Raw genomic sequence first — 304 nt, 5'->3', positions numbered from 1 at the left:
GCTCCACCACCGTGAACTCGTGCTCGCCTTCTTCCAGCGGCGTATCAGGCGTGAAGCTCCAGTTGCCGTCCTCGTCGACCTGCGTCTCGCCAACCGGCGTGCCGTTGTCGATCACGATGATCGTGTCACCCGGTTCGCCCTTGCCCACCAGCGTCGGCGTCGTGTCGTCCGTGCTGCCGCCATTGCCCACCGGTCCCTGGATCGGACCTTCGTCGTCAGTCACTTCGCCAATGACTGGCTGGTCCGGCGCAGTCGTGTCCACGATCACCACGTGCGGCTCCGAGGGCTTGCTTTCGTTGCCCGC

Annotated in this window: 1 protein-coding gene; it reads right to left on the bottom strand. The window is 65.5% G+C overall.

Going from position 1 to position 304, the window contains the following annotated elements:
• A partial coding sequence (locus F6X39_RS36255; protein WP_222945428.1) for an Ig-like domain-containing protein occupies positions 1-304 on the bottom strand: 304 nt, incomplete at both ends.

This window comes from Paraburkholderia sp. UCT2, from assembly GCF_014397665.1.
Classification (GTDB): domain Bacteria; phylum Pseudomonadota; class Gammaproteobacteria; order Burkholderiales; family Burkholderiaceae; genus Paraburkholderia; species Paraburkholderia tuberum.
This window is presented reverse-complemented; position numbering and strand designations above follow the sequence as displayed.